This window comes from Kitasatospora sp. NPDC089797 (assembly GCF_040684795.1).
Taxonomy (GTDB): Bacteria; Actinomycetota; Actinomycetes; order Streptomycetales; family Streptomycetaceae; genus Kitasatospora.
Genome location: NZ_JBFBGS010000056.1, coordinates 1 through 25,496, shown reverse-complemented (window position 1 = coordinate 25,496; position 25,496 = coordinate 1). Strand labels below are relative to the sequence as shown.

General features: G+C 74.0%; 22 protein-coding genes and 1 pseudogene. 13 read left to right on the top strand and 10 right to left on the bottom strand.

The window, feature by feature from the left end; genetic code table 11:
- Nucleotides 1-26: 26 nt before the first annotated feature.
- Complete coding sequence (locus AB0O91_RS33780) at nt 27-1,553, top strand: glycosyltransferase family 39 protein (protein WP_363441443.1); 1,527 nt, start codon at nt 27-29, stop codon at nt 1,551-1,553.
- 90 nt (nt 1,554-1,643) lie between these two features.
- Here the strand turns inward: AB0O91_RS33780 and AB0O91_RS33775 are convergent, their stop codons facing one another.
- The 5 genes from AB0O91_RS33775 to AB0O91_RS33755 all read right to left on the bottom strand — a co-directional run bounded on the left by AB0O91_RS33775 (nt 1,644) and on the right by AB0O91_RS33755 (nt 8,524).
- Entirely contained in the window at nt 1,644-3,791 is a 2,148-nt protein-coding gene (locus AB0O91_RS33775; RefSeq protein WP_363441441.1) for a 3-hydroxyacyl-CoA dehydrogenase NAD-binding domain-containing protein, read from the bottom strand.
- Nucleotides 3,792-3,793: 2 nt separating this feature from the next.
- Nucleotides 3,794-5,011: an acetyl-CoA C-acyltransferase gene (locus tag AB0O91_RS33770; protein ID WP_363441439.1), complete on the bottom strand. Its 1,218-nt coding sequence runs from the start codon at nt 5,009-5,011 to the stop codon at nt 3,794-3,796.
- 249 nt (nt 5,012-5,260) lie between these two features.
- On the bottom strand, nt 5,261-6,514 hold the full coding sequence (locus tag AB0O91_RS33765; protein WP_363441437.1) for a ribonuclease D: 1,254 nt from the start codon (nt 6,512-6,514) through the stop codon (nt 5,261-5,263).
- Nucleotides 6,515-6,825: 311 nt separating this feature from the next.
- Nucleotides 6,826-7,542: a response regulator transcription factor gene (locus tag AB0O91_RS33760; RefSeq protein ID WP_030288221.1), complete on the bottom strand. Its 717-nt coding sequence runs from the start codon at nt 7,540-7,542 to the stop codon at nt 6,826-6,828.
- 319 nt (nt 7,543-7,861) lie between these two features.
- Nucleotides 7,862-8,524, bottom strand: coding sequence for a DUF3000 domain-containing protein (locus tag AB0O91_RS33755; RefSeq protein ID WP_363441435.1), 663 nt, complete (start codon nt 8,522-8,524; stop codon nt 7,862-7,864).
- A gap of 236 nt (nt 8,525-8,760) precedes the next feature.
- On the opposite strand from AB0O91_RS33755, the gene hemE reads away from it, so the two are divergent.
- Nucleotides 8,761-9,774, top strand: a complete 1,014-nt coding sequence (gene hemE / locus AB0O91_RS33750) for a uroporphyrinogen decarboxylase (protein ID WP_363441501.1) — start codon at nt 8,761-8,763, stop codon at nt 9,772-9,774.
- A gap of 53 nt (nt 9,775-9,827) precedes the next feature.
- Here hemE and AB0O91_RS33745 read toward each other — a convergent pair whose 3' ends face one another.
- Both AB0O91_RS33745 and AB0O91_RS33740 read right to left on the bottom strand, forming a co-directional pair.
- Complete coding sequence (locus tag AB0O91_RS33745; protein WP_363441433.1) at nt 9,828-10,793, bottom strand: DUF4349 domain-containing protein; 966 nt, start codon at nt 10,791-10,793, stop codon at nt 9,828-9,830.
- 116 nt (nt 10,794-10,909) lie between these two features.
- Nucleotides 10,910-11,350: a DUF523 domain-containing protein gene (locus AB0O91_RS33740; RefSeq protein ID WP_363441431.1), complete on the bottom strand. Its 441-nt coding sequence runs from the start codon at nt 11,348-11,350 to the stop codon at nt 10,910-10,912.
- 55 nt (nt 11,351-11,405) lie between these two features.
- On the opposite strand from AB0O91_RS33740, the gene AB0O91_RS33735 reads away from it, so the two are divergent.
- The 3 genes from AB0O91_RS33735 to hemQ are packed head-to-tail and all read left to right on the top strand — an operon-like array spanning nt 11,406 to nt 14,165.
- Nucleotides 11,406-11,978 carry a Uma2 family endonuclease gene (locus AB0O91_RS33735; RefSeq protein WP_363441429.1) on the top strand — a complete coding sequence of 191 codons (573 nt, stop codon included), beginning with the start codon at nt 11,406-11,408 and terminating at the stop codon, nt 11,976-11,978.
- A 34-nt stretch (nt 11,979-12,012) separates the two neighbouring features.
- A complete protein-coding gene (hemG, locus tag AB0O91_RS33730) occupies nt 12,013-13,443 on the top strand; it encodes a protoporphyrinogen oxidase (RefSeq protein WP_363441427.1) in 1,431 nt (476 codons plus the stop codon).
- Nucleotides 13,440-14,165 (top strand): hydrogen peroxide-dependent heme synthase, encoded by a 726-nt coding sequence (gene hemQ / locus AB0O91_RS33725; protein WP_363441425.1) that lies wholly within the window; start codon nt 13,440-13,442, stop codon nt 14,163-14,165. Before hemG ends, hemQ begins: the two co-directional genes overlap by 4 nt.
- Nucleotides 14,166-14,346: 181 nt before the next feature.
- Here the strand turns inward: hemQ and AB0O91_RS33720 are convergent, their stop codons facing one another.
- The 3 genes and pseudogenes from AB0O91_RS33720 to AB0O91_RS33710 all read right to left on the bottom strand — a co-directional run bounded on the left by AB0O91_RS33720 (nt 14,347) and on the right by AB0O91_RS33710 (nt 17,468).
- The gene (locus AB0O91_RS33720; RefSeq protein WP_363441423.1) at nt 14,347-15,129 is read right to left on the bottom strand and encodes a TIGR04222 domain-containing membrane protein; all 783 of its coding nucleotides are present in this window, start codon (nt 15,127-15,129) and stop codon (nt 14,347-14,349) included.
- A gap of 69 nt (nt 15,130-15,198) precedes the next feature.
- Nucleotides 15,199-16,227, bottom strand: a complete 1,029-nt coding sequence (locus AB0O91_RS33715) for a TIGR04222 domain-containing membrane protein (RefSeq protein WP_363441421.1) — start codon at nt 16,225-16,227, stop codon at nt 15,199-15,201.
- A 27-nt stretch (nt 16,228-16,254) separates the two neighbouring features.
- Nucleotides 16,255-17,468 (bottom strand): annotated as a pseudogene (locus AB0O91_RS33710) (DUF692 domain-containing protein).
- Between the two features lie 429 nt (nt 17,469-17,897).
- Here AB0O91_RS33710 and AB0O91_RS33705 point away from each other — a divergent pair.
- The 8 genes from AB0O91_RS33705 (at nt 17,898) to AB0O91_RS33670 (ending at nt 25,481) form a co-directional block, all read left to right on the top strand.
- Nucleotides 17,898-18,824 (top strand): GNAT family N-acetyltransferase, encoded by a 927-nt coding sequence (locus AB0O91_RS33705; RefSeq protein WP_363441419.1) that lies wholly within the window; start codon nt 17,898-17,900, stop codon nt 18,822-18,824.
- A gap of 133 nt (nt 18,825-18,957) precedes the next feature.
- Complete coding sequence (locus AB0O91_RS33700; RefSeq protein ID WP_363441417.1) at nt 18,958-19,743, top strand: hypothetical protein; 786 nt, start codon at nt 18,958-18,960, stop codon at nt 19,741-19,743.
- Between the two features lie 121 nt (nt 19,744-19,864).
- Entirely contained in the window at nt 19,865-20,875 is a 1,011-nt protein-coding gene (locus AB0O91_RS33695) for an MBL fold metallo-hydrolase (protein WP_363441415.1), read from the top strand.
- Between the two features lie 159 nt (nt 20,876-21,034).
- A complete protein-coding gene (locus AB0O91_RS33690) occupies nt 21,035-22,873 on the top strand; it encodes an ATP-binding protein (RefSeq protein WP_363441413.1) in 1,839 nt (612 codons plus the stop codon).
- The gene (locus AB0O91_RS33685) at nt 22,870-23,316 is read left to right on the top strand and encodes a roadblock/LC7 domain-containing protein (protein WP_363441411.1); all 447 of its coding nucleotides are present in this window, start codon (nt 22,870-22,872) and stop codon (nt 23,314-23,316) included. The genes AB0O91_RS33690 and AB0O91_RS33685 overlap by 4 nt, the downstream gene beginning before the upstream one ends.
- Nucleotides 23,313-23,675 (top strand): DUF742 domain-containing protein, encoded by a 363-nt coding sequence (locus tag AB0O91_RS33680; RefSeq protein ID WP_363441409.1) that lies wholly within the window; start codon nt 23,313-23,315, stop codon nt 23,673-23,675. The genes AB0O91_RS33685 and AB0O91_RS33680 overlap by 4 nt, the downstream gene beginning before the upstream one ends.
- A gap of 55 nt (nt 23,676-23,730) precedes the next feature.
- Nucleotides 23,731-24,291 (top strand): ATP/GTP-binding protein, encoded by a 561-nt coding sequence (locus tag AB0O91_RS33675; protein ID WP_363441500.1) that lies wholly within the window; start codon nt 23,731-23,733, stop codon nt 24,289-24,291.
- Complete coding sequence (locus AB0O91_RS33670) at nt 24,288-25,481, top strand: cytochrome P450 (protein WP_363441406.1); 1,194 nt, start codon at nt 24,288-24,290, stop codon at nt 25,479-25,481. Before AB0O91_RS33675 ends, AB0O91_RS33670 begins: the two co-directional genes overlap by 4 nt.
- The last annotated feature ends 15 nt before the right edge of the window (nt 25,482-25,496 follow it).

The window sequence follows — 25,496 nt, the reverse complement described above, 5'->3', positions numbered from 1 at the left end:
CGATCCCGCCCGGTAGGTTGTCAACCGTGCCCACCCCCACCCGCCTCCGCCTCGCCGGTCTGGTCGACCGCCTGCCCGCGCGAGCCCGTACCCACATCCGCCAGGGGTACTGGACGAGGCTGGTGCCGCTGCTGACGCTCGTCGCGGTGGCCACCCACATCCCGTCCTTCGCCCGGCCGGTCTGGAGCCCGGACGAGGGCTTCCTGGCCACCCAGGCCCGGATGCTCGCGGACGGCGGCGTCCTCTACGACACCGTGGTGGACCGCAAGCCGCCGCTGCTGCCCTGGCTCTACCAGGCCTGCTTCGCCGTCTTCGGCTCCGCCTCGCTGTGGCCGCTGCGCACCCTCGCGGTGGTCGCCCACCTGGTCACCGCGATCCTGCTGGCCTCGATCGCGCGCGGCCGCTGGGGCAACCGGGCCGGTGCCGGGGCCGGACTGCTCTACCTGCTGGTCTCCATCGGGCTCTCCCCGGAGGACACCCAGGCGGCGACCTTCGAGGTCTTCATGCTGCCCGCGATGGTGGCCGCCTTCCGGTACGCCGAGCGCCGGCGCTGGCTGGCGGCGGGCATCGCGGTCGCGCTCTGCTCGCTGACCAAACAGACCGGCGGTGCGGTGCTGCTGCCGGTGCTCTGGATGCTGCTGCAGGACGCCCGCCGCCGGGGGGTGCGCTGGCCGCCCGCACTGTTCAAGATCGGCTTCGGCTTCGCGGTGCCGATAGCGCTGGTCGCGGTCATCCTGACCAAGCCCAAGGGCTTCCTCTTCTGGGTGGTCACCGGCAGCGGCGACTACGCCTCCTTCGGCGGCGCCTGGCTGCAGATGCTCGGGCGGGCCTTCGGCAACCTCGGCATCCTGGCCGCCGCGGGGCTCGGCTTCCTGTTCCCGGTCGGCCGCCGGCTCTGGTTCAGGTACCGCCACCGCCCGCTGCCGGTGGCCGGCGAGGAGCACGGCTCGACCACCGACCTGTGGGTGTGGCTGCTCTCCTCGGCCGTCGCGGTCAGCGTCGGCTTCCACTTCTTCGGCCACTACTACCTGCAGCTGATGCCCCCGCTGGTGCTGCTGGGCACCGGCGCGGTCGCCACCTCGGCGATCCGCTGGAAGCCCGTCCTGGTCTACACCACGGTCGCCTCGACGGTGTTCTGGGGCCTGGCGCTGGCCTGGCCGGGGGAGCAGATGAGCCGCAACACCGAGGTGGCCACCGCGGTCGCCGCCCAGACCACCCCCAAGGACACCATGCTGGTCTGGGGCATGCACCCCGAGCTGTACTGGCTGGCCGACCGCAAGCCCGCGAGCCGCTACCTGACCGCCGGCTTCCTCACCAACTACAGCGGCGGCAAGGACGGCAACGCCAACGTGGGCGAGCAGTTCAGCGTCGCCAACGCCTGGCAGACCTTCGACAAGGAGCTCGCCAACGGCCTGCCCGAGATCTTCGTCGACGACTCCGGCGCCGCCCCGTACCAGCCGATGCTGGTGCCCCGGATCGAGAACCTGCTGGACACCCACTACGAGATGATCGGCGTCGTGGGCGACACCGTCGTCTACCGCCTCAAGCACTGAGCCGGGGCCCGGGCACCGGCCCGCGCACCCGCGAACGGAAGGAGCCCCCGGCGACCAGGTCGCCGGGGGCTCCTTCCGTGGTGCCGCCCGTTACACGGGCACCGAGGCCACGCCGGGGGCCAGGAACTTCTTGCCGTTCACCCGCTCCGAGACGCCCTCGCGGTCCAGGTACGGGGTGATCCCGCCCAGGTGGAAGGGCCAGCCGGCACCGGTGATCATGCAGAGGTCGATGTCCTGCGCCTCGGCGACGACACCCTCCTCCAGCATCAGGCCGATCTCCTGGGCCACGGCCTCCAGGGCGCGGGCGCGGACCTGCTCCTCGGTCAGCACCGAGTCGCCGAAGGACAGCAGCTCCAGCACCTCGGGGTCGAGGACCTGCTGGCCGTCCACCCAGGTGTAGAAGCCGCGCTTGCCGGCCTTGACGACCTTGCCGAGGTTCTCGGAGACGGTGAACCGCTCCGGGAAGGCGCCGGCCAGGGTCTCCGACACGTGCAGCGCGATGGCCGGGCCGACCAGCTCCAGCAGCATGATCGGGGACATCGGCAGGCCGAGCGGCTCGACGGCCTTCTCGACGGAGGCGATCGGGGTGCCCTCGTCGATGATGCTCTGGATCTCGCCCATGAAGCGGGTCAGGATCCGGTTCACCACGAACGCCGGGGCGTCCTTGCAGAGCACCGAGGTCTTCTTCAGCTTCTTCGACACCGCGAAGGCGGTGGCCAGCGAGGCGTCGTCGGTCTGCTCGCCGCGGACGATCTCCAGCAGCGGCAGGATCGCGACCGGGTTGAAGAAGTGGAAGCCGACGACCCGCTCGGGGTGCTTCAGCTTCGAGGCCATCTCGGTGACCGACAGCGAGGAGGTGTTGGTCGCCAGCACGCAGGTCGGCGAGACCACGTTCTCCAGGTCGGCGAAGACGGTCTGCTTGACGCCCATCTCCTCGAACACGGCCTCGATGACGAAGTCCGCGTCACCGAAGGCGACGGCCTTGTCCAGCGAGCCGCTGACCAGGCCCTTGAGGCGGTTGGCCTTGTCCTGGCCGATCCGGCCCTTGCCGAGCAGCTTGTCGATCTCGGCGTGGACGTAGCCGACGCCCTTGTCGACGCGCTCCTGGTCGATGTCGGTGAGGACCACCGGCACCTCCAGCCGGCGGGCGAACAGCAGCGCCAGCTGCGAGGCCATCAGACCGGCGCCGACGACGCCGACCTTGGAGACCGGGCGGGCCAGCGACTTGTCCGGCGCACCGAACGGGCGCTTGGCCCGGCGCTGCACCAGGTTGAAGGCGTAGATGCCGCTGCGCAGCTCGCCGCTCATGATGAGGTCGGCCAGGGCCGCGTCCTCGGCGTCGAAGCCGGCCTGGAGGCTGGCCTTGTCGGCGAAGTCGGCGTCCTTGACGGCGGCGATGATGTCCAGCGCCTTGTAGGCGGCCGGCGCGGCGCCGTGCACCTTGGCGTCGGCGACCATGCGGCCCCAGAGGACGGCGTCGTCCCAGGCCTTGCCGCGGTCGATCGCCTCGCGCTCGACGACGACGTCGCCCTTGAGCACCTTGGCGGCCCACAGCAGCGACTGCTCCAGGAAGTCGGCCGGCTCGAAGATCGCGTCGGCGATCCCCAGCTCGAACACGTCCTTGCCCTTGAGCTGCTTGTTCTGGTTCATCGAGTTCTCGATGATGACCTTCACGGCCTTACCGGCACCGATCAGGTTCGGCAGGATGGTGCAGCCGCCCCAGCCGGGGACCAGGCCGAGGAAGACCTCGGGCAGCGAGAAGGCCGGAACGCCCGCGGACACCGTGCGGTAGTCGCAGTGCAGGCCGACCTCGACGCCGCCGCCCATGGCCGCGCCGTTGTAGAAGGCGAAGGTCGGGACGGGGAGCGCGGCGATCCGCTTGAAGACCTCGTGGCCGCCCTTGCCGATGGCCAGCGCGTCGGCGTGCTGCTTGAGCAGCTCGACGCCCTTGAGGTCGGCGCCGACCGCGAAGATGAACGGCTTGCCGGTGACCGCGGCGCCGACGATCGTGCCCTCGGCGGCCTCGGCCTCGACCTGGTCCAGCGCCTCGGACAGCTTGAGCAGCGAGCCCGGGCCGAAGGTGGTCGGCTTGGTGTGGTCGAAGCCGTTGTCCAGGGTGATCAGGGCCAGCCTGCCGGCCTGCAGCGGCAGGTCCAGGTGGCGCACGTGGGCGGTCGTGACGACCTCGCCCGGGAACAGCTCGGCACCCTGCTGGAGCAGCTCAGTGGTGTTGCTCATGGTCACTTACCACCCTCGAAGTGCGGGTTCTCCCAGATGATGGTGCCGCCCATGCCGAAGCCGATGCACATCGTGGTGAGGCCGTAGCGGACGTCCGGGCGCTGCTCGAAACGGCGGGCCAGCTGGTTCATCAGGCGCACGCCCGAGGAGGCCAGCGGGTGACCGAAGGCGATCGCGCCGCCGAACGGGTTGACCCGCTCGTCGTCGTCCGCGATGCCGTAGTGGTCCAGGAAGGACAGCACCTGGACGGCGAAGGCCTCGTTGACCTCGAAGGCCTGGATGTCGTCGATGGTCAGACCGGCCTTGGCCAGCGCCTTCTCGGTGGCCGGCACCGGGCCGATGCCCATGACCTCGGGCTCGACGCCCGCGAAGGCGTAGGAGACCAGGCGCATCTTGACCGGGAGGCCGAGCTCCTCGGCGACGTCCTCGGCGGCCAGCAGCGAGGCGGTGGCGCCGTCGTTCAGACCGGCCGAGTTGCCCGCGGTGATGTTGCCGTGCGGGCGGAACGGGGTCTTCAGACCGGCCAGCGACTCCATCGTGGTGCCCGGGCGCATCGGCTCGTCCACGGTGGCCAGGCCCCAGCCGGTCTCGCCGACCTCGGGGTTGGTGTTGCGGATCGTGATCGGCACCAGGTCGGGCTGGATGTCGCCGTTGGCGTACGCCTTGGCGGCCTTCTCCTGGGAGCGCACGGCGTAGGCGTCGCAGCGCTCCTTGGTGATGTGCGGGAAGCGGTCGTGCAGGTTCTCCGCGGTCATGCCCATGAACAGGGCGGACTCGTCGACCAGCTTCTCGGACACGAAGCGCGGGTTCGGGTCGACGCCCTCGCCCATCGGGTGGCGGCCCATGTGCTCGACACCGCCGGCCACGACCACGTCGTACGCGCCGAAGGCGATGCCGCCGGCGGTGGCGGTCACGGCGGTCAGGGCGCCGGCGCACATGCGGTCGATCGCGTAACCGGGGACGGACTTCGGCAGGCCGGACAGCAGGGCGGCGGTGCGCCCGATGGTCAGACCCTGGTCGCCGATCTGCGTGGTGGCCGCGATGGCGACCTCGTCGATGCGCTCGACGGGCAGGTTCGGGTTACGGCGCACGAGCTCCCGGATGCACTTGACGACGAGGTCGTCGGCGCGCGTCTCGTGGTAGATGCCCTTCGGGCCGGCCTTGCCGAACGGGGTGCGGACGCCATCGACGAAGACGACGTCCCTCGCGGTACGAGGCACGGGGGCTCTCCTCCCAGGGACCAACATTTGAGGTGGGCAGGCTGCCGCCGGAAGAACCCGAGCGGCGCCGCGTCACCGCCATGCTACCGGTCGGTAACCAACCTGCCCAGGCCCCTCGGAGGGTTCTGACCATGTGTCCCGCGACACGTCCGGCAGCGGGCCCGACCTGGAAGGCTTCCCGGGGACGCCGAAGGGGATGCCGTCCGTGCGGACGACATCCCCTTTCGGCGCCGTGCGTCGGTGCCGCGCTCAGCCCTGGGTGGCGGGGGCGGTGGCGGCGGTGACGAAGGCGGTGGCCACCGCGGGTGCCACCAGGTCGACCTGCCACTGCCGGGCGCCGAGCCGGCGCAGCGCGGCGGCCACGCCGTCGGCGCTCAGCTCGGCCGGCGGCTCCCAGGAGACCCGCCGCACCAGGTCCGGGGTGATCAGGTTCTCGGCCGGCAGGTGGTGCCGCTCGGCCAGCTCGGCGACCGCGGCGCGGGCGCCGGAGAGCCGGGCGGCCGCGACCGGGTCCTTCTCCGCCCAGGCCCGCGGCGGGGGCGGTCCGTCGTGCGGCGCGGCGGCCGGCGGCAGCTGGTTCTCCGGGATCTCCCGACCGCGCTGCACGGCGGCCAGCCACTGGTCCAGCTGGCGCCGGTGCAGCCGCGGGCCGAAGCCCTGCACGGCCTGCAGCGCGGCGATGTTCAGCGGCATGGCCAGCGCGGCGTTGACGATCGCGGCGTCGGAGAGCACCCGGCCGGGGGAGACGTCGCGCTCCTGGGCCATCCGGTCGCGGGCCAGCCAGAGCTCGCGCACCACGGCCAGCTGACGGCGCCGGCGGACCTTGTGCAGCTGCGAGGTGCGCCGCCACGGGTCGGTGCGCGGGGCCGGACGGGGCGCGGCGGCGATCGAGGCGAACTCCTCCAGGGCCCAGTCGAGCTTGCCCTGGGCGTCCAGCTCCTGTTCGAGTGCGTCGCGCAGCTCGACCAGCACCTCGACGTCCAGAGCCGCGTAGCGCAGCCAGGGCTCGGGCAGCGGGCGGGTGGACCAGTCGACCGCCGAGTGCTCCTTGGCCAGGCTCAGCCCGAGCACGTTCTCGGTCATCGGTCCGAGGCCGACCCGGGCGAAGCCGGCGATCCGCCCGGCCAGCTCGGTGTCGAACAGGCGGGTCGGTCTCATGCCCACCTCGGCCAGGCAGGGCAGGTCCTGGGTGGCGGCGTGCACCACCCATTCGGCGTCCGCGATGGCGGCGCCGAGCCCGCTGAGGTCGGGGCAGGCGATCGGGTCGATCAGCGCGGAGCCGGCACCGGCTCGGCGCAGCTGGATGAGGTACGCACGCTGTCCGTAGCGGTAGCCGGAGGCCCGCTCGGCGTCGACGGCGACCGGTCCGGTGCCCGCACCGAAGGCGGCGATCGTGGCGGCCAGCGCCTGCTCGTCCGCCACGACGGGCGGGATCCCCTCCTTCGGCTCGAGGAGCGGGACCGGGGCTGCTTCTTCTGGGATGGCTGCTACGGCGTCGGTCACTCACCAAGGGTACGACGGTCACCGGAACTGGGAGTGTTGTCGGACTGGTCAGACTGCCATTCGCCCGCTCGCCTCCGGGCCGCTCCGGCCCGGTCCCGACGGTCGGCGCTCCCTCGCTCCTGCGTCGCTCCCTCGCTTCCTCCCTTTCGGCACCGGCGCGCCCCTTCGGCTCGGGGCGGGATCGCCCGCTCGCCTCCGGGGCGCTCGGACCCGGCCCGGGGCGGGGATCGCCCGCTCGCCGCAGCACGCCGCTGCGGCGGCCCAGAAGGAACGTTCCTCCTAGGCCGCCGCAGCGGCCCGCGCCGACCGGCTCAGTGGATGATGCCGGTGCGCAGCGCGACCGCGACCATTCCGGCGCGGTCCCCGGTGCCGAGCTTGCGGGCGATCCGGGCCAGGTGGCTCTTCACGGTCAGGGCCGACAGGCCCATCGCCACGCCGATCGCCTTGTTGGACTGGCCCTCGGCGACCAGCCGCAGCACCTCGACCTCGCGGCCGGACAGCTCGCGGTAGGCGGCCTGCTGCGGGCCCGGCGCGCCGGGGGCACCGGGCGCACCCGGGGCGCCGGCGGCACCCGGCATGCCCGGCATCCCGGGGCGGCGCATCCGGCCGGCCAGCCCGGCGGCACCGAGCGGCAGGCCCGGGCGGCCGGGCATCGCGACATTGGTGCGGGTGCCGGTGACCACGTAACCCTTGACGCCGCCGGCCAGCGCGCTGCGGACGGCGCCGATGTCGTCGGCGGCGGACAGGGCCAGGCCGTTGGGCCAGCCCGCGGCGCGGGTCTCGGCGAGGATGGTCAGTCCGGAACCGTCCGGCAGGTGGACGTCGGCGACGCAGATGTCACGCGGGGTGGAGACCCGGGGGCGGGCCTCGGCGATCGAGGACACCTCGATCACGTCGCGGACACCGAGCGCCCAGAGGTGGCGGGTGACGGTGTTTCGGACGCGGGGATCGGCGATGACCACCATGGCGGTGGGCTTGGTCGGGCGGTAGGCGACCACGTTTGCGGGGTGCTCAAGAAGGACCGACACCAGGCCTCCTGCGGGGAGTGGCGGACGGAACCCCGAGGGGGCGGTCGGAGTGTTCCGCGTTCGGAAAGGGTCACAGTCTGCTTCGGCAGCAACCGTGCCCGGCTTTAGCGAAAGATCACGATCTAGTGAGTAACAATACGGACAAATCGCGCATATGACTGATGCGACATGCCTGGAATTCGCACAAAATCGATCAGATCTGTCACGGATCGGTCGAAAGTGACCGGTTAATTGACGCAGAGCAGGACCGAAGTCACACTCCGTCAGCCCTGGGGGTGGCATCGGGGCGGGAGGTGCCGTCCGGCCCGGGCGCCACCCGTCAGTGCGACCGGGGGCGTCGCCGGGCGGGCATCGGGACCACCCCACCGAGTGACGTGACCTCGGCCGGTGCCGGCGGGGTCGGGGCGGCCGGCGGCAGCCCGGCGCTGAGGCAGAGCAGGTCCCCCCAGGCCGCCAGGTGCCGTTCGAACCGGCCGTCGGCCGGTGTCCAGGAGGCCCGGATCTCGATCTCGGTCGAGGACGGACGGTCCGCCAGACCGCCGAAGTACTGGGACATGCACCGGGTCACCGTGCCGGACGGCTCCGCGTACCCGGCGCCGTGCGCCTGCAGCGCGTCCAGCAGCCAGGCCCAGCCGACCTCGGAGAGCATCGGGTCGCCGGCCATCTCCGGCTCCAGTTCGGCCCGGGTCATGGTGACCACCCGGAACTCGCCGTTCCAGGCCTCCTGCCCGGCCGGGTCGTACAGCAGCACCAGCCGGCCGTCGGCCAACTCGTCGCCGTCCACCTCCACGGTGGCGGTCAGCGCGAACGCGTGCGGGGCGAGCCGGCGCGGGGCCGGCGCGGGGGAGAGCTGGACCTCGGGCCGCAACCGCGCCCCGTCGAGGGCCTCCACGGCGGCCCGGAACTCGCTCGGCGCCCCCTCGCGACCCGTTCCGCCACCTGTTCCGCCACCCTGTGCGGGGTGCCCGCCGACCGCTGCCATGACCCGAAGACTAGGTCGAAAACCCGGGTTATCGCCGCAACTTCCGTCCGAGCGGCGTGCCGGAACGGCAAACCCGGCCAGATCTTGGAGGAACCGACGAGGCCGCCCGGGAGGGGCGGCCCCGGGCGCGTGCGAAGATTTGACCCGTGAGCGAGACTACGGCAGACCAGACGGCGGCCACCCCCGACGGCCGGACCACCCCCGCGCGCCGCGGCGCCGCGCACGACTCCGCGTTCCTGCGCGCCTGCCGGCACGAGCCGGTGCCGCACACCCCGGTCTGGTTCATGCGCCAGGCCGGCCGCTCGCTGCCCGAGTACCTGAAGGTCCGCGAGGGCATCCCCATGCTGGAGTCCTGCATGCGGCCCGAGCTGGTCAAGGAGATCACCCTGCAGCCGGTGCGCCGGCACAAGGTGGACGCGGCGATCTTCTTCAGCGACATCGTCGTCCCGCTCAAGGCCGTCGGCATCGACGTGGACATCAAGCCCGGCATCGGCCCGGTCATCGCCGACCCGATCCGCACCGTCGAGGACCTCAAGCGGCTGCGCCCGCTGGAGCCCGACGACGTCCCCTACATCACCGAGGCCGTCGGCCTGCTGGTGGACGAGCTCGGCGGGACCCCGCTGATCGGCTTCGCGGGCGCGCCGTACACGCTCGCCAGCTACCTGATCGAGGGCGGGCCGTCCAAGAACCACGAGAACACCAAGGCCATGATGTACGGGCAGCCCGAGCTGTGGGCCGCCCTGCTGGACCGGCTGGCCGGGATCACCTCCGCCTTCCTGAAGGTGCAGATCGAGGCCGGGGCCTCCGCGGTCCAGCTGTTCGACTCCTGGGTCGGCGCGCTCGCGCCGGACGACTACCGGCGCTCGGTCATGCCGTCCAGCGCCAAGGTCTTCGACGCCGTCGCCTCCTACGGGGTGCCGCGGATCCACTTCGGCGTCGGCACCGGTGAGCTGCTCGGCCTGATGGGCCAGGCCGGCGCGGACATCGTCGGCGTCGACTGGCGGGTGCCGCTGAACGTCGCCGCCGAGCGGGTCGGCCCCGGCAAGGGACTCCAGGGCAACCTCGACCCGGCCGTGCTGTTCGCCCCCACCCGGGTCGTCGAGACCAAGGCCCGCGAGGTGCTGCACGCCGCCCAGGCGCTCGGCACCAGCGGCCACATCTTCAACCTCGGCCACGGCGTGATGCCGTCCATGGACCCGGACGCGCTCAGCCGTCTGGTCGCCTTCGTGCACGAGGCCAGCGCGCGCTGACCCCCGAGGTGGCGGGCTCCTCCGGCTCTCCGGGGGCCCGCCACCGGTGGGGGTCAGTCCTCGGCCCCCGTGGGTCCGGCCTCCTCCGCCTCCTCGGGGGCGAAGGGTCGGGGCCGGGTACGGCGCCAGTAGCGGTACAGCAGCGCCGCCGGGATCGCCAGCACCAGCAGGAACGGCGCCACCGCGGCCAGGGCCACCACCAGCGCGGAGACGATCGTCACCAGCACGTGCCAGCCGCCGCCCAGCGCCGAACCGACCGAGTGGCCGAAGCCCTTCTCCTCGGCCTTCGGAGCCGGGGTCGGCGTCGCAGTGGCGGCCTCGCGCCGGACGTCCAGGGTGACGGTCGAGTACGACGTCCGGGCGGACAGTTCCTTCTGCTGCTTCTGCAAGGACTCCAGGTCCGCCTCCCGGCGGCTCAACTCGCTCTCCAGCGAGGTGATGTCGCTGAGCGACTTGGCCTGCGCCATCAGCGCCCGGACCCGGTCCACGCTCGCCTGCTGGGTCTGCACCCGGCTCGCCACGTCCGCGACCTGCTGGGTCAGATCGTCCGCCTGGCTCTTCCGGGACACCACCTCGCCCAGCGCCGCCAACTGGTCCACGGTCTGCTGGTAGGCGGCGGAGGGGATCTTCAGCGTCAGCTGCCCGCCCTCGTCCGCACCGCCGCCGGTGACCGACTCGCCGCCCACGTAGCCGCCCGAGGCGGTGGCCAACTCCCGTGCCCTGGCGAGTACCTGACCGACGTCCTTGGCGCGCAGGGCGAGCTGTGCGGTGTACGAGATCAGCCGGGTGTCGGCGGCCGGAGTGACCCCGGCCGCCGCCGGGGCGCCGGACGGCTGGGCGCTCGCCGCCCCGTCGGCATTCGCCGGTGCCGGGGCGGCCGGGCCGGCCGCCTTGGCCGGCACCCCCGCCGAATCGTTCTTCGCCGAGCTCCTGTCGCTGCTCGCACTGCAGCCCCCCACCAGCAGCACCGCCGCGGCCACCGCCGCCCCCAGCGCGCCGGCTCTCGCCTGTCTTCCCATTCCGGGCCCTCCCCAAGTCCGTTGGCAGTTCTCACCATTGGACGCAAGAGACTGCCCGAAGGGCCTACCCGGTGGATCGCGAGTCCATCACAGCTCGGCAGCGGGACGGACACGACCTACCCGGCGCTCACCGCGATCCCCGCCCGCCGCAGCAGCGCCGCTGTCACGCCGTCCCCGGGCCGCAGCTCTCCGGAGAACGTCCCGTCGTAGACCTGCCCGCACCCGCAGGACGGACTGCGCGCCATCAGCACCGCCCGCCGCGCCCCCGCCGTCTCGGCCGCCGCCAGTGCCGCCCGCGCCCCGGTCACGAACTCCTCGGTGCGGTCCGCCCCGGTCGCGTCCACCACCCGCGCCCGCCCGTCCAGCACGTCCGCGCCGTCCCCGCCCACGATCTCCGCCGCCGCCCGCGGCGTCGGCAGCCCGCCGGCCCCCTCCGGGCACACCACCACAGCCCGCCCCTCCTCGACCAGCCGCACGGCGTCGGCGGAGGTCTTCGCCCGCCCGTCGTACCGGCAGGGGATCCCCGCGAGACAGGCACTCACCACGATCGGTTCCATAGCACGCAGATTAGGAGATCGTTCCGTGAGCCCGTTGACTCGCTATCTTGGGAGCATGAGCGAGCTGCCGGATTGGATGTACGCGCCCAGAGACGACGGCTGGTACGCGGACGACCTTGACCACCTGCCGCAGGCGCCTCGGCACACCGAACTGATCGATGGAGCACTGGTCTTCATGATGTCCCCGCAGCGCTGGTGGCACGGCGAGGTCGTTGACTACCTGAAGACCGCACTGCGTGCCCAGGTTCCAGAAGGTGTCCGGGTTGGCCGGGAGATGTCGATCAAGCTCGACAAGCGGAATCGTCCCGAGCCGGACCTGCTCGTCGTCAGGGCCGTTTTCGAGGGACGGCGTACGCAGTTCACCCCCGAAGAGGTCCTCCTCGTCATCGAGGTCGTCTCGCCGGAGTCCGCACACCGTGACCGTACGGTCAAGGTCCGCAAGTACGCCGAGGCCGGGATCCCGCACTACTGGATCGTCGAGGAGGAGGACGAGGGCCGGGCCGCCGTGCACGCCTTCGAGCTGGAGCAGGCGACCTCCTCGTACGCCCCCGCCGGGATCTTCCGCGGCGTGCTGGAGCGGCCGGTGCCGTTCCCGATCTCCATCGACCTCGCGCGTGCAGCGGATTGAGGCATCCGTGTAAAGACCTGCGAGACTGCGAGGCATGTCGGATGCACAGGTCGTCGTCGTCGGTGGTGGGATCGCGGGGCTGGCTGCGGCCGCCTTCCTGAGCGGAGCGGCCGGGGGGCCCGCGCGGGCGCGGGTGACGGTGCTGGAGGCGTCCGGGCGGGTCGGCGGGAAGCTGTGGGGCGGCGAGGTCGGCGGGGTGCGGGTGGACCTCGGGGCCGAATCGGTGCTGGCACGGCGGCCGGAGGCGGTGGAGCTGGCGCGCGCGGTCGGGCTGGGGGCGGAGCTGGAACCGCCGACCACCGCGAAGGCCGCGATCTGGACCAGGGGCGCGCTGCGGCCGCTCCCCGGTGGGCAGGTGATGGGCGTCCCGGGCGACCTGGAGGCGCTGGCCGCCTCCGGGGTGCTGAGCGCCGAGGGGCTGGAGCGGGCCCGGCACGAGCGGGCCACCGAGGTCGGGGCGGACGTCGGGATCGGCCGCTACGTCGCCGACCGGCTGGGCCAGGAGGTGGTGGACCGGCTGGTCGAACCGCTGCTGGGCGGCGTCTACGCCGGGCGCGCCGACGAGATCTCGCTGCTTGCCGCGGTGCCGCAGCTGCTGCCGATCGCGCAGGGCGGCGGCTCGCTGGTCGCCGGGGTGCACGAGCTGGCGTCCCGGCCGCAGGTGGTCGGCACCCCGGTGTTCCAGGGCCTGCGCGGCGGTCTCGGCACCCTGCCGGAGGCGGTCGCCGCGGCCTGCGTGCGGGCGGGCGTGGACCTGCGCACCGACACCCCGGTCGACGAGCTGCGCCGCACCCCCGACGGCTGGCGGGTGGTGGCCGGCGGCGAGGTGCTGACCGCGGACGCCGTGGTGCTGGCCGTCCCGGCGCCGGCCGCCGCCCGGCTGCTGCGCGCGGACGCCCCGGCGGCGGCCGTCGAGCTGGACTCCGTCGAGTACGCGGGGATGGCCCTGGTGACCCTGGCGTTCCGCCGCGCGGACCTGGCCGAACTGCCCAGCGGCAGCGGCTTCCTGGTGCCGCCGGTGGACGGCCGCCGGATCAAGGCCTCGACCTTCTCCTCCAACAAGTGGGGCTGGCTGGACCGCTCCGCCCCGGACGCCTTCCTGCTGCGCACGTCGCTCGGCCGGCACCGCGAGGAGCAGGCGCTGGAGCTGTCGGACGAGGAGCTGGTGGCCCAGTCGCTGGCGGACCTGACGGAGGCGATCGGGCTGACCGCCCGGCCGTACGACACCTTCGTCTCGCGCTTCACGGCCGGCCTGCCGCAGTACCCGGTCGGCCACCCGGACCGGGTGGCCCGGGTGCGGGCGGCGGTGCAGGCGGTGGGCGGGCTGGCGCTGTGCGGCGCCGCGTACGACGGGGTCGGGATCCCGGCCTGCATCGGCTCGGCGGCCGCCGCGGTGGCGGCCATCGACAGACTGTTGACCCCGGCGACCGGGGACGGTTCCACGGAGAGGACAATGGGCGCATGACTGAGAGCGTTGAGCGGGAGCCCGAGCAGCGGCCCGAGAAGAAGAAGGCACGCGACCTGAACCAGGTCATCCGCTACACCATGTGGTCGGTGTTCAAGCTCAAGGGCGCCCTGCCCGAGGACCGCGCCGCCCTCGCGGCGGAGGTGGACGAGCTGTTCGCCCAGCTGGACGCCAAGGACGTGACGATCCGCGGCACGTACGACGTGTCCGGGCTGCGCGCGGACGCCGACCTCATGATCTGGTGGCACGCCGAGGACTCGGACGACCTCCAGGAGGCGTACAACCGCTTCCGCCGCACCGGCCTCGGCCGTCAGCTGGAGCCGGTCTGGTCGAACATGGCCCTGCACCGCCCGGCCGAGTTCAACAAGTCGCACATCCCGGCCTTCCTGGCCGACGAGCGGCCGCGCGACTACGTCTGCGTCTACCCGTTCGTCCGCTCCTACGAGTGGTACCTGCTGCCGGACGCCGAGCGGCGCGCGATGCTCGCCGAGCACGGCCAGATGGCCCGCGGCTACCCGGACGTGCGGGCCAACACGGTGGCCTCGTTCGCGCTCGGCGACTACGAGTGGCTGCTCGCCTTCGAGGCGGACGAGCTGCACCGGATCGTCGACCTGATGCGCGACCTGCGCCCCTCCCGGGCCCGGCTGCACGTCCGCGAGGAGGTGCCCTTCTTCACCGGCCGCCGCAAGCCGGTGAGCGAGCTGCTGAACGGCCTGGCCTGACCCGCGCCGCACCGGAGGCCGGTTCCCCCCGCTCGGGCGAGGGGAACCGGCCTCCGGCCGTTCCCCCCGGTGACCCGGCTCCGGCTCAGGGCGGCCGCGGCCCCGCGAACTCGCGCAGGGTGCGCCGGCTTTCCTCCATGGGGGAGTCTGCCCTGGTCGGCGGAGTGGGCGCAGGTGGTTCTCAGGTCCGGTGGGGGCGGAGGGCGGCGCGCAGGCGGGGGTCGGGGAGGACGGCGGGGCCGTTCATCGCGACGGCGGTGAGGAGTTCGCGCTCCTCGTCGTCGACGAGGCCGCGCTGCCGGGCCGGGCGGACCTCGCGCAGGACCTCCTGGCCGATGGGGGAGGCCCAGCGGGTGTACGGGTAGACGTCGACCCGGGCCATCAGCAGGGTGCCCGCGGTGAGGATCAGGGGCAGGGAGAACCAGGCGAGCGGGGCGAGGGTGTCGCCGCCGGTGAAGCCGCTGAGCGACAGGGCGGCGGCGAGCAGGACCACGGTCAGCAGCATCGCGTGCCGGACCTGGCGGACCACCACCACGGTGTTGCGCTGGACCAGCGCCGGGGTGGCCAGGCCGGCCAGCGCGAGCCGGGCGCCGATCTCCAGCACGGTGGGGTGCTCGGCCATCGCCCGGCGCAGCCCGTCGGTGCGGCACTGGCCGTCGGGGCCGACGGTGGTGATGACGGCGCGCTCCAGGCGGCTGCGGCCCCGGGGGTCGACCACGGTGGTCCAGCCGGTGTGGGCCAGGTGCAGCCGGCCGCGGCCGGCCATCAGGACCAGGGCGAGCTCCACCACCCGGTCCGGGCCGCCGGCCAGGTACGCGGTCTCGTACAGCCCGATGCCGACGGCCTCCGGGGGCCGCAGCCGGTCCTGGTCGGCGAGTGCGTCGGCGGTGGCGGTCATCCGCACCAGCCGGAGGCAGGAGAGCACTGCCGCGACGCAGGCCGGTATCAGGAACAGCAACCACATGGGCTTGTTGTATGCCTGGGGTGACGGCGTGGGGAACGGCTTCCCGGAGCGCGATACCGAACTGTGACGTCAGGAGCCACCGCAACCGCTCCCGCAACTGCTCCCGCAGCCGGAGTGCGAGGAGCCGCAGCTGCTGGAGTGCGACGAGCCGCACGAGGAGTGGTGGGAGGAGCCGCACGAGGAGTGGTGGTGGTGCGAGGAGCCCGCGTCGTGGACGGCGCCGCAGGAGGAGCCGCCCGACGAGGAGGCCGACGAGGACGAGGCCGACGAGGACGAGAGGAAGGACGAGGACGCCTGCCGGGCCACCTCCTCCTCGGCCGTCGCGGCCAGCAGCGCGGCCTCCAGCTCCGGGTCGTCCAGGGAGGCCGCGGCCAGCCCGCCGAGGGCGACCGCGCCCAGCAGCGCGCCGCCGGTGAGCCTGGGCGAGACGCCGGCGCTCGGCGTCCACGGGCCGGCGCCCCGCAGCAGGGCGAGCTGGCGCTGCCCGGCCGGGGTGACCCGCCCGTCGGCCCGGAACCCGGTGGCGAGGGCGACGGCGCCGACGACCAGCAGGAGCGCGGGGATCCGGAGGTCGGGTCGGTCGTGGAGGGGGTCGTTGCCGTCGACCAGCAGGGCGAGCCCGGCGAAGAGTAGGACGTCGAGCACCGCGAGCCAGAGCAGACGGCGGGCGACCACGGCCCGGCGGAGCAGTTCGGGGCGGCGCATCAGGCCGCGGTCGGCCAGCCGGTCGCCGATCTCCCGCACGGCGGCGGAGCCCATCACCGTGCGCCGCAGCGGGCCGAGTTCGCGGCTGCGGCCGGTGCCGACGGCGTCGTGGACGGCCTGGTCGACGGTGTCGTACGGCCGGGCGCCGGTGAGGGTGAGCAGGCCGGCCCGGTTGACCACGGCCTGCTCGGAGAGGTGCATCCGGACCAGCGCGGTGTCGACGACCCGGCCGGGGCCGCCGGCCAGGAAGGCGGTGTCCAGCAGCGGCAGGCCGCCGCCGGGCAGGCCCTGCGGGTGCGGGACGTGGCGGACCCGCTGTCGGGCGCGGGCGGCGTGCACGGTGGCCGCGATCAGCAGGACGGCCGGGATCAGGAAGTAGCTGTTGTGCCACATGGGCGGTTCCCCCGGGAAGACGTCGGTTCAGTGGCCGCGCAGCGCCCGGCGCAGCCGGCCGAGCGGGCCGGGTGGCCGCTCCGGGGCCGGGTGGAGCCACTGCTCCAGGGCGCGGCGGTGGTCGGCGGCGGGTGGGCCGCCGTCGGTGAGCACCCACGTGGCGAAGGCCCGGGCGTCGGCGTGGTAGCCGCCGGTCTGCGGGTGGGTGCGGGCGTAGTCCAGGAAGAGCGGCCCGTACTGCGCGCCGAGCAGGCGGGGCAGGTCGGGGGCGGTCTTCGCGGTGGTGTCGCGCCGTTTGGCGGCGAGGCCGGTGGACTGGGCGCGGACCTGGGCCGGGTCGAAGCCGGGCGGGACGGGTCCGCCGGCCACCAGGGCGGCCAGCAGCTCCGCCTGGCGCCGGGCCAGGCGTTCCCGGGCTCCGCCGGTCACGGCTCCGTCGGTCGCGGGTCCGCCGCCGTCCGGGTCGTGCGTCACCGGGTGCTCCCCTCCAGCACCCGGCGGACGGCGTCCAGTTCACCGGCCAGTTCGGAGGGCGGCGGGAAGGCGGCGTCCCGTTCCAGCAGGACGCCGGGCGGTTCGACCCGCGCGCAGAGTTCGGCCAGCACCTCCAGCACCGGTGCGGTGAGGGGGTGGGCGTGGGTGTCGTGCCACACGCCGTCGACCAGGGTGCCGCCGGCGACGTGGACGTAGGCGAGCGCCTCCAGCGGCAGGCGGTCGAGCTCGGCGGCCGGGTCGGTGCCGAGGTTGACCCGGTTGGTGTGCAAGTTGGCGACGTCGATCAGCAGCCGGACGCCGGTCCGGCCGACCAGTTCGGCGAGGAACTCGCCTTCGGTGAACTCGTCGTCCGGCCAGGAGAGTTGTGCGGCGACGTTCTCCAGGGCGAGCGGCACCGGGAGCTGGTCCTGGGCGATCCGGACGTTCTCGGCGATCACCCGCAGCGCGTCCCGGGTGCGCGGGACGGGCAGCAGGTGGCCGGCCTCCAGGCCGCCGGCCCGGACGAACGCCAGGTGCTCGGTGACCAGCGGGGAGCCGAGCGCGAGGGCCGTGTCGGCCAGCCGGGCGAGCCGTCCGGGGTCGGGTCGGTCGGCGCCGCCGAGTCCGAGGCCGACGCCGTGCGGGACGACGGTGACGCCGCGTTCGCGCAGCACGGTGAGCGAGGCGGGCAGGTGGTCGGCGCAGATGTTCTCGGCGACCACCTCGACCCAGTCCAGCCCGGGTTGGCGCTCGACCACGGTGTCGATCTCGCTGCGCCAGCCGAGGCCGACGCCGAGCCGGGGCGCGGAACCCGGGACGGCGGTGGGCCGGGCGGTGGCGGGACGGGCGGTGGTGGGGCGGGCGGTGGTGGGGCGGACGGTGGCGGAGCCGAGGGCGGCGGGGCCGGGCAGGTGCGGGGCAGGGGAGGTCATCGGTTCGCCCCCTTCGGAGGGCTGGACGGGGGGCCGTCGAGCGGTGCGGGCGTCGTCGCCGGGGCCGCGCGGCCGTGTTGCTGAGGATGTCCCCGGGCGGGGCGGCTGCCAAGCCTCACCCGGTCTTCTCAGAGCATTATTTGAGCTTGTCAGCCCGGCGGTGCGGGGCGCCGGCCCGGGAGGCGGGGCGTCCGCGCGGCCGGCGCGCCCCGGCGCCGAATAACCGGAGGCGCCGGACGGGCGGCGTGGCTAGCGTGGGAATCCATGACCCAGACTTCATTGACGATCCGTGACTTCCGCCCCGAGGACGCCGAGGCGGTGGCGGCGGCCCACCGCGCCGGGCGCGAGCACCTGGTGATGAGCGCCGAGGTGCTGCGCTGGCTGAACGCCCGGCCGGGTTCGGACGAGCACTTCCGCACCTTCGTCGCCGAACTGGACGGCCGGGTGGTCGGCGGGGTGCGCTGCGGGGTGGTGACGGGGACGTCGACCGCCGGCGTCGGCCACGCCAACGGCAGTGTGCTGCCGGAGTTCCGGCGGCGCGGCGCGGGCACGGCGCTGCTGGCCGCGGCCGAGGGGCATCTGACCGCCCTCGGGGTGACCGAACTGCACTCCTGGCTGGACGAGGAGCCCGCCTCGCTGGGCTTCGCCGCCGCCCGGGGCTACGCGACGGGGCGGTCCGCGCAGTTCGGCGGACGGGACCTCACGCTGCCGCTGCCGCCGTCGCCGGAGCTCCCGGCCGGCGTCGAGCTGCGTCCGGCGACCGACTGGTCGGACGACCCGCGGCCGCTGTTCCTGGTGGACGCGGACGCCGTCCGGGACGAGCCGGGGGAGGTGCCGATGGACGTCCTGGAGTACGAGGACTGGCTCCGCGGCACCTGGGAGCGGCCGGACCTCGACCGGGCGCTGACCGTGGTGGCCGTGGTGGACGGCGAACCGGCCGCGCTGAGCCTGGCGCAGACCGACGGGGTGGACCGCTACTGGTCCGCGTTCACCGCCTCCCGCCGGGAGTTCCGCGGCCGGGGGCTGGCCAAGCTGGCGAAGGCGGAGTCGTTGCGGCTCGCGGCGGCGGCGGGCTACCGGCGCGCGTACACCAGCAACGACACCACCAATGCGCCGATGCTGGCGATCAACGCGTGGCTGGGGTACGAGCGCTGCGCGGGGGAGCTCAAGGGGATCAAGCGCCTGGCGTGACCCCCGGTGCGACGGCCGTGACGTCAAGTGGCCGCCGAAGGGGGTAATTCCAGCCACGGGCGGGGACATGACCAGAGCGCACAGTTCGTGGTCGAGTCTTCCTCCGGGGGATCATATGGAGATCCTGCTCCAGGTGCTGATCGCATCCGTTCCGGCCGTGATCGGGTTCCTCGCGGCCCGCTCCCTCGCCCGGACCAGGCTGTTCCTGCGCTACGGCTTCCTACGGGCGCTGCTGGCGCCGTACGGCCGGGTGCAGATCGTGATCCCGAGCCTGGAGGTGGCGGAGTTCGCCTTCACGTCGGACGGCTGCCAGTTGACCAGCCGCGGGCCGAAGAACGTGCTGTTCGTGCCGATGGCCGAGGCCAGGGCGATAGCCGAGCTGACCGACCTGCTGCGGAAGGTCAACCGGAAGGCGACGATCGAGCTGGTGGTGGCGGGGGCGCAGGACCCGCGGATGCCGACCTTCTCGATCGGCGGGCCGGGCGTCAACTCCTACTCCGGCGGCGTGCTGGACGCGGTGTTCCCGGACTTCGCGGTCGAGTACCCGGAGGAGGCCCGGGCCCGGTGGGGCGGCATGACCTTCGAGGCGCTCTACAACCCGGCCGGGGAGCTGATCCGCGACCACGGCTTCATCTTCGTCACCCGCACGCCCCGGCACGCGCCCTGCGTGGTGCTCTGCGGGGTGTTCGCCTTCGGCTCGGCGATGGCGGTGGAGGCGTTGACCTCGGCGAACCGGAGTTCGCCGCTGGCGGCGCTGTTCCGCTCGGGGGAGAAAGGATTCGTCGCGGTGGAGGGGCGGGTGATCGGCCTGGACACGGTGGACGTCACGGTCGAGGTCTGCCGGCTCCTCCCCGCGCCGCGGTCCGACGTCCCGTCCGGGTTCCGGGGCGAGGTGTCCACCAGTCGTCCCGAGATGTGAGACGATTGGTCTCGACCATGCGGTGCGAATCCGGACAGTGCGGGAGAGACCGGGGCATGAACTCCAGCCGTTCGTACAGGTTTTGCCCCATCCCTGACACAACATGGGCATAATCGCGCGCATGACGATCAACCGTGCGAGCGTGAGCGCGATCGCCGAGGACCTGTACGTGTGGCTCCCCCCGAAGCGGGGCTGGGGCCTGGCCAACTGCGGCCTGCTCGCCTCGGAGACCACCGCGCTCTGGATCGACACCCCGTACGACCCCTCGCTGGCCGGGGAGTTCCTGGCCGCCAGCCGACGGCTGCTGCCGGCCGGGGTCGACATCGACCGGGTGGTCGTCACCCACGCCAACGGCGACCACCTGTGGGGTGCCGGAGTGCTCCCGGACGCCGAGGTGATCGCGACCCGCGAGGCGCTGGAGCACATCCACTGGGAGCCCAGCCCCCAGCAGCAGCACGCCCTGGTCACCAACAGCGACCCGGACTCCCTGCTCGGCGGCTACCTCCGCGAGCACTTCGGCCGCTTCGACTGGTCCGCCACCGAGCCGGTGCACCCGGACACCGTCTTCACCGGCGAGCTGGAGCTGACGGTCGGCCGCTACCCGGTGCAGATCACCAGCCTGCCCGCCGCCCACACCGGCGGCGACCTGATGGTCCACCTCCCGCACCAGCGCGCGGTGTTCACCGGCGACGTGATCTTCTCCTCGACCCCCGAGCAGCCGGGCGACCACCCCTCGCACTGGGCCGGGCCGCTGGAGAACGTCATCGGCGCCTGCGAGCGGGCGCTGGCCACCGGCGCCGAGATCTTCGTCCCCGGCCACGGCCCGGTGCTCGACCGCGACGGCGTCCACGGGCACATCGGCTACCTGGCGTACGTCCGCGAGCGCGCCCACGCCCTGCACGCCGCCGGGATCCCCGCGCTGGACGCCGCCCGGCGGGTGATCGCCGAGCAGCGCCACCCCGAACTCGGCCTGCCCGAGCGGCTGGTGCTCACCGTCGCGGCCGAGTACCGGCACCTGGACGGCTCCGCGCTGCCCGGCGTCCTGGACGCCATGAGCCAAGTCGCCCTGGTCGCCCGCGAACTGGCCGAGGACGCCGGCCGCGTCCCGCGCGCCCGCTCCGGCCGGAACTGACGCGGGGGTACCACCAGGACCGGTCACCGACGCCAGGGCCGCAGGCCCGACGCCCGACGCCCGACGCCCGACGCCCGACGCCCGACGCCCGACACCCGACACCGGCCGAGGGCCCGGACGACGCCCCAGACCACGCAGCAAGGACACCCGAGGACCCCGATGACGCTGATCGCGCTGATCGCCCTGGCGCTGGTCGCCGCCGCGGCCACGGTCGTGCTCTCCCGCAGCCGGGCCAAGGCCGTCGCCCGGGCGGTGACCGCCGAGGCCGCGCTCGGCCACGGCGCCCAGCAGGCCCGCGCCGCGGAGGCCAAACTCGCCCGCGCCGAACGGCAGTTGCACGACGCGCAGGAGGCCGTCCGGAGCTCCGCCGAGCAGGCCCGGCGGGCCGAGGAGCACGCCCGGTCCGCCGACCAGCGGGGCGCCGCGGCCAACGCCCGGGCCAAGGAGGCGAACGCGGGGGCCGGGGAGGCGAACAGCCGCGCCGAGGAGGCCGAGGACCGGCTCGGCGCCGCCGACCGGCGGGCCGCCGCGCTGCTCGCCGAGATCCGCCACCTCGCCCAGGAGCGGGTCTCCGCCACCGCCGTCCGGCTGACCCACGCCAACGCCCCGCTGGTCGGCCCGCTGGACGCGCAGACCGTCGGCCCCGAAGGCGTCCGGGCGCTCCAGTCCGTGCTGGACGCCGCCACCGCGGCCCTCGCCGACGAGCGCGAACGGGTCGACGCCGCCGCCCGGGCCGCCATGCGCGGCGCCACCTCCCGGATCCAGACCCTGCTGTACCAGATCCAGAGCCTGGTCCAGCAGCTCCAGGACGACAACGACGACCCGCGGCTGCTGGAGGTCGACTTCCGCAACGAGGTCGCGCTGCGCCGGATCCAGACCGTCGCGGTGCTCTGCGAGGCCTGGCCGGGCCTGGCCCGGACGGACTCCCCGCTCGCCGAGGTGGTCGTCGGAGCGCTCTCCCGGGTGCCCGGCTACGCCCGGATCAAGGTCGCCAACCACCTGCGGGAGCAGCGGCTGGCCGTGGTGGCCCGGGCCGCCGAGCCGATCGCCATCGCCATCGCCGAGCTGCTCGCCAACGCCACCGCCTACTCCCACCCGGAGACCGACGTCCCGGTCACCGTGCAGCAGGGCGGCCGCGGCGCGCTGGTGATCGTCGACGACAGCGGCATCGGCATGGACGAGGACCAGCTGCGCCGGGCCCGCCGACTGCTGGCCGGCCCGTCCGACGTGCTGCTCACCGAGCTGGGCAACCCGCCCAAGACCGGCTTCGCGGTGGTCGGCAAACTGGCCCGCCAGTACGGCTTCACCTGCCACATCGAGCCCTCGCCGTACGGCGGCATGCGGACCATCCTGCGGATCCCGGCCGCGCTGGTGACCGTGGTGGACGACGAGCAGCAGCTGTCGGTGCTCACCCCGCTGCCGCTGCGGGCCGGCAGCGGCCCGGCGCAGGCGCCCGCCGTCGCGGCCGTCCCGCCGATGCGGGACGCCGACGAACAGGACGGGCCGGTGCTCGCCGACCGCCACAACCAGCCCGGCCCGCACCCGGCACCCGCCATCCACGTGGTGCCCGACCCCGTTCCCGATCCGGCGCCGGACGCTGCCCCCGCGTCGGACACCGACGCGGACGCCGATACCGACGCCGACAACGCTCCGGACGGGGACGGCAGCGGCCTGCCCAGCCGGCGCCGGCGCCGTCCGCTCGGGGCGGAGGAGGCGGGGCGGGCTGCCGGCCGGGCCCCGGCGGCGGGCCCGGGGGAGCCGCCCGCGCCGTACGTCCGCAGCCCCGAGCAGGCCGCGGCCCGCTGGCAGTCGCTGCAGCAGGGCACCGACTCCGGCCGTGCCGCGGCGGCGCGGGCGGACCGGACCGATCCGGCCGACCGGTCCGCCGCCCCGGACCGCACCGCCGACCGCACCGACCGCACCGCCCCTGCCACCGCCACCGCCCCCGACCCCGGTGACCGCACCGCCGGACCGACCTTAGAAGGAGCCGAGCAGTGAGCAGCTCGCCCAGCCCGACCGCCACCGACGAGATCTCCTGGGTGCTGAACCCGCTGCTGGAGCTGCCGGGAGTGCTGCACGCGGTGGTCGCCACCGGTGACGGCCTCGTCGAGGCGGCCTCCGCGAGCCTCGGCCGGGCCTCCGCCGAGCGGGTCGCCGCGATGACCGCCACGGTGCACGCCGCCGCCCGGGCCTTCACGACCGCCTTCACCGACACCGAGCGGCCACGGCTGGCCCAGACCGTGGTGGAGTCCGACCTCGGTTACGCCGTCGTCGTCCCGGCCGGGGAGAACACCTCGCTCGCGGTGTTCGCCGCCCCGGACGCCCAACTCGGCAACGTGGCCTACCAGATGCAGCTCCAGGTGGCCGCCCTGGCCCGGGCCCTGGCGAGCCCGTCCCGGCAGCAGGGGACCGCGGCACCGGGCGCCACCGCGGGATCATGAGCGCCGTCCCCCGCAGGCGGATGGTGCCCGCCTACCTGGCCACCGGCGGCCGCAGCCGCCCCGGCACCGAGGGCTTCGAGCGGCTGACCGTCCTGTTCGCGGACCGCGCCGACCGCGCCGAACCGCCGGCCGAGCTCGAACCCGAACACCGCCGGCTCTGGGAACTGCTGCGCCCCGGCGCGCTGACCGTGGTGGAGGCCGCCGCGCACCTGCGCCTGCCGGTCAGCGCCACGGTCTTCCTGGCCGCCGACCTGGTCGAGGCGGGCTGTCTGCACGCCCGCGCGCCGATCCCGCGCGCCCAGCAGACCGACCGCTCCATCGTCGAGAGGCTGCTCGTTGGACTCCGTGCGCTCCGCTGACCGGGCCGGGGGGCCGAGCCGGGTGGGCTACCTGCCCGACCGGGACCAGACGCTGATGAAGCTGGTGGTCGCCGGCCCGTTCGGGGTCGGCAAGACCACGCTCATCCGCACCCTGTCCGAGATCGCCACCCTGCACACCGAGGAGGCGATGACCGAGACCGGACGGCCGGTGGACCACGTGGCGGGCCTGCCCGAGAAGGCCACCACCACCGTCGCGGTCGACTTCGGCCGGCTCACCCTGCCCGGCAGCACGGTGCTCTACATGTTCGGCACCCCCGGCCAGCGCCGCTTCTTCCCGCTCTGGCAGGACATCGCCCGCGGCGCCCTGGGCGCCCTGGTGCTGGCCGACACCCGCCGGCTGGCCGACTCCTTCGAGATCATGGACATGGTCGAGGAGCAGGGCCTGCCGTACGCCGTCGCCGTCAACCGCTTCCCGGACTCGCCGGACCACCCGCCCGAGGTGCTGCGCGCCCACCTGGACCTGCACTCCGCCACCCCGCTGCTGCTGTGCGACGCCCGCGAGCGCGGCAGCAGCCTCGACGCGCTGATCGCCCTGGCCGAGCACGTCCTGGACACCCTGCCCGCAGCCCCGACCGACCCCCAGGACCGCCCGTGACCGTCGACACCCGACCGACCCCGATCTACGGTCCGGTCTTCGCCGCCGACCCGCAGCTGGTGTACGAGCGGCTGCGCCGCCACGGCGCGGTCGCCCCGGTGGAGATCGCCCCCGGCGTCGAGGCCCTGCTGGTCACCGACTACCAGGCCGCCCTGGACCTGCTGCGCGACAGCGACACCTTCTCCAAGGACTCCCGGGCCTGGCAGGCGACCGTCCCGCCGGACTCCCCGCTGCTGCCGGTGCTCGGCTACCGCCCCACCGCGCTGTTCAGCGACGGCCCGACCCACGCCCGCTACCGCGCGGTGATCACCGACGGCCTGGCCCTCTTCGAGCCGCACCGCCTGCAGCGCCAGGTCGCCGCGGCCGCCCAGCAGCTGATCGACCGCTTCGCGGAGGTCGGCCACGCCGACCTGATCGCCGAGTACGCCCGCCAGCTGCCCGCGTTCGTGCTCACCACCTGGTTCGGCGTGCCGCAGGAGCAGCACGCCGAGGTGGTGGCGGCGATCACCGGTCTGATCGAGTCCACCGCCCGGGCCGGCGCCGCCTACGGGAAGCTCGTCGCGGTGGTCACCGCGATGGTCGCCGAGCGCCGCGCGCGACCCCGGCACGACCTCGCCTCCTGGTTCGTCACCCACCCGGTCGGGCTGGAGGACGACGAGGTGATCCGGCAGATCACCCTGACCATGATCGCCGGGCACGAGCCGACCACCAACCTGATCGGCAACGCCCTGCTGCGCCTGCTCACCGACGCCCGCTACGCCGGCTCGCTGTTCGGCGGCGCGATGACCGCGTACCAGGCGATCGACGAAGTGCTGTGGCACGAACCGCCGTTGGCCAACCTCTCGGCGCACTACCCGCGCTACGACATCACCTTCCACGGCCGTGAGATCAAGGCCGGCTCGCTGGTGCTGGTCTCGTACGCGGCCGCCAACTCCCAGGCCGCGCCGCCCACCGACGGCGGCGAGCTGCGCAGCGGCGAGAGCGCCCACCTGGCCTGGGCGGCCGGCCCGCACGCCTGCCCGGCCCGCGACCCGGCCCTGCTGATCGCCATCACCGCCATCGAGCAGCTGACCAGCCGGCTCAGCGACCTCGAACTTTCCACCCCGGCCGAGGAGTTGCTCTGGCGGCCGGGCCCCTTCCACCGGGCCCTGGTGCACCTGCCGGTCCGCTTCGCGCCGCTCGCCGGTTAGCGGTCGGCCGGCCGC

Bases quoted from the DNA above. Each gene is read 5' to 3' on its own strand.
- AB0O91_RS33740 (WP_363441431.1), bottom strand. From the start codon at position 11,350: ATGGAACCGATCGTGGTGAGTGCCTGTCTCGCGGGGATCCCCTGCCGG.
- hemQ (WP_363441425.1), top strand. From the start codon at position 13,440: ATGACTGAGAGCGTTGAGCGGGAGCCCGAGCAGCGGCCCGAGAAGAAG.
- AB0O91_RS33690 (WP_363441413.1), top strand. From the start codon at position 21,035: ATGACGCTGATCGCGCTGATCGCCCTGGCGCTGGTCGCCGCCGCGGCC.
- AB0O91_RS33745 (WP_363441433.1), bottom strand. From the start codon at position 10,793: ATGGGAAGACAGGCGAGAGCCGGCGCGCTGGGGGCGGCGGTGGCCGCG.
- AB0O91_RS33675 (WP_363441500.1), top strand. From the start codon at position 23,731: ATGAAGCTGGTGGTCGCCGGCCCGTTCGGGGTCGGCAAGACCACGCTC.
- AB0O91_RS33720 (WP_363441423.1), bottom strand. From the start codon at position 15,129: ATGTGGTTGCTGTTCCTGATACCGGCCTGCGTCGCGGCAGTGCTCTCC.
- AB0O91_RS33715 (WP_363441421.1), bottom strand. From the start codon at position 16,227: ATGTGGCACAACAGCTACTTCCTGATCCCGGCCGTCCTGCTGATCGCG.
- AB0O91_RS33695 (WP_363441415.1), top strand. From the start codon at position 19,865: ATGACGATCAACCGTGCGAGCGTGAGCGCGATCGCCGAGGACCTGTAC.
- AB0O91_RS33755 (WP_363441435.1), bottom strand. From the start codon at position 8,524: ATGGCAGCGGTCGGCGGGCACCCCGCACAGGGTGGCGGAACAGGTGGC.
- hemG (WP_363441427.1), top strand. From the start codon at position 12,013: ATGTCGGATGCACAGGTCGTCGTCGTCGGTGGTGGGATCGCGGGGCTG.
- AB0O91_RS33735 (WP_363441429.1), top strand. From the start codon at position 11,406: ATGAGCGAGCTGCCGGATTGGATGTACGCGCCCAGAGACGACGGCTGG.
- AB0O91_RS33705 (WP_363441419.1), top strand. From the start codon at position 17,898: ATGACCCAGACTTCATTGACGATCCGTGACTTCCGCCCCGAGGACGCC.
- AB0O91_RS33680 (WP_363441409.1), top strand. From the start codon at position 23,313: ATGAGCGCCGTCCCCCGCAGGCGGATGGTGCCCGCCTACCTGGCCACC.
- AB0O91_RS33775 (WP_363441441.1), bottom strand. From the start codon at position 3,791: ATGAGCAACACCACTGAGCTGCTCCAGCAGGGTGCCGAGCTGTTCCCG.